The 570-nt window shown below is 70.0% G+C and carries 1 protein-coding gene; it reads right to left on the bottom strand.

The features are described from left to right. Positions 1-570, bottom strand: a 570-nt coding sequence (locus ABD841_RS40625) for a TCP-1/cpn60 chaperonin family protein (protein ID WP_344982420.1), incomplete at both ends; no start/stop codon positions are given.

Raw genomic sequence — 570 nt, 5'->3', positions numbered from 1 at the left:
CTTCTCGGGCTTCTCGGCGATGACGGCCTCGGTGGTGAGGAACAGCGCCGCGATGGACGCCGCGTTCTGCAGCGCGGAACGCGTCACCTTGGCCGGGTCGATGATGCCCGTCTCGAACAGGTTGACGTACTCGCCGGTGGCGGCGTTGAGGCCCTCACCCGGGGTGAGGTTGCGCACCTTCTCCACCACGACGCCGCCCTCGAGGCCGGCGTTGACGGCGATCTGCTTCAGCGGCTCCTCCAGAGCCTTCTTGACGATCGCGGCACCGGTGGCCTCGTCGCCGTTGAGCTCCAGCTTGTCGAACGCCTTGGCGCCGGCCTGCAGCAGGGCCACGCCACCGCCGGGGACGATGCCCTCCTCGACGGCCGCCTTGGCGTTGCGGACGGCGTCCTCGATGCGGTGCTTGCGCTCCTTGAGCTCGACCTCGGTGGCCGCGCCGGCCTTGATGACGGCCACGCCGCCGGCCAGCTTGGCGAGGCGCTCCTGCAGCTTCTCGCGGTCGTAGTCGGAGTCGGTGTTCTCGATCTCGGCGCGGATCTGGTTGACCCGGCCGGCGATCTGCTCGGCGTC

Origin of the sequence: Streptosporangium fragile, from assembly GCF_039534445.1 — a bacterium.
GTDB lineage: Bacteria > Actinomycetota > Actinomycetes > Streptosporangiales > Streptosporangiaceae > Streptosporangium > Streptosporangium fragile.
This window is presented reverse-complemented; position numbering and strand designations above follow the sequence as displayed.